Raw genomic sequence first — 280 nt, forward strand, 5'->3', positions numbered from 1 at the left:
CGTACCATGCGCCTCCACCGCATCCACATCGGCCGCCGACAGACCCGCACTCGCCAACGCCTGCCGGATCACACGCTGCTGCGAAGGACCGTTCGGCGCAGTGATGCCGTTCGACGCACCGTCCTGATTGATCGCCGCGCCCCGCACCAGGGCCAGGACCTCGTGACCGTTGCGTCGCGCGTCCGACAACCGCTCCAGCAAAACCAGACCCACACCCTCGGCCCACGCAGTCCCGTCCGCACCCGCCGCGAACGACTTGCACCGCCCATCCGGCGCAAGC

The 280-nt window shown here is 69.6% G+C and carries 1 protein-coding gene; it reads right to left on the reverse strand.

What is annotated here, in order from left to right:
- On the reverse strand, positions 1-280 hold a 280-nt coding region (locus ADK64_RS14085), incomplete at both ends, for a beta-ketoacyl synthase N-terminal-like domain-containing protein (protein ID WP_159046233.1).

Origin of the sequence: Streptomyces sp. MMG1121 (assembly GCF_001280015.1) — a bacterium.
Lineage (GTDB): Bacteria > Actinomycetota > Actinomycetes > Streptomycetales > Streptomycetaceae > Streptomyces.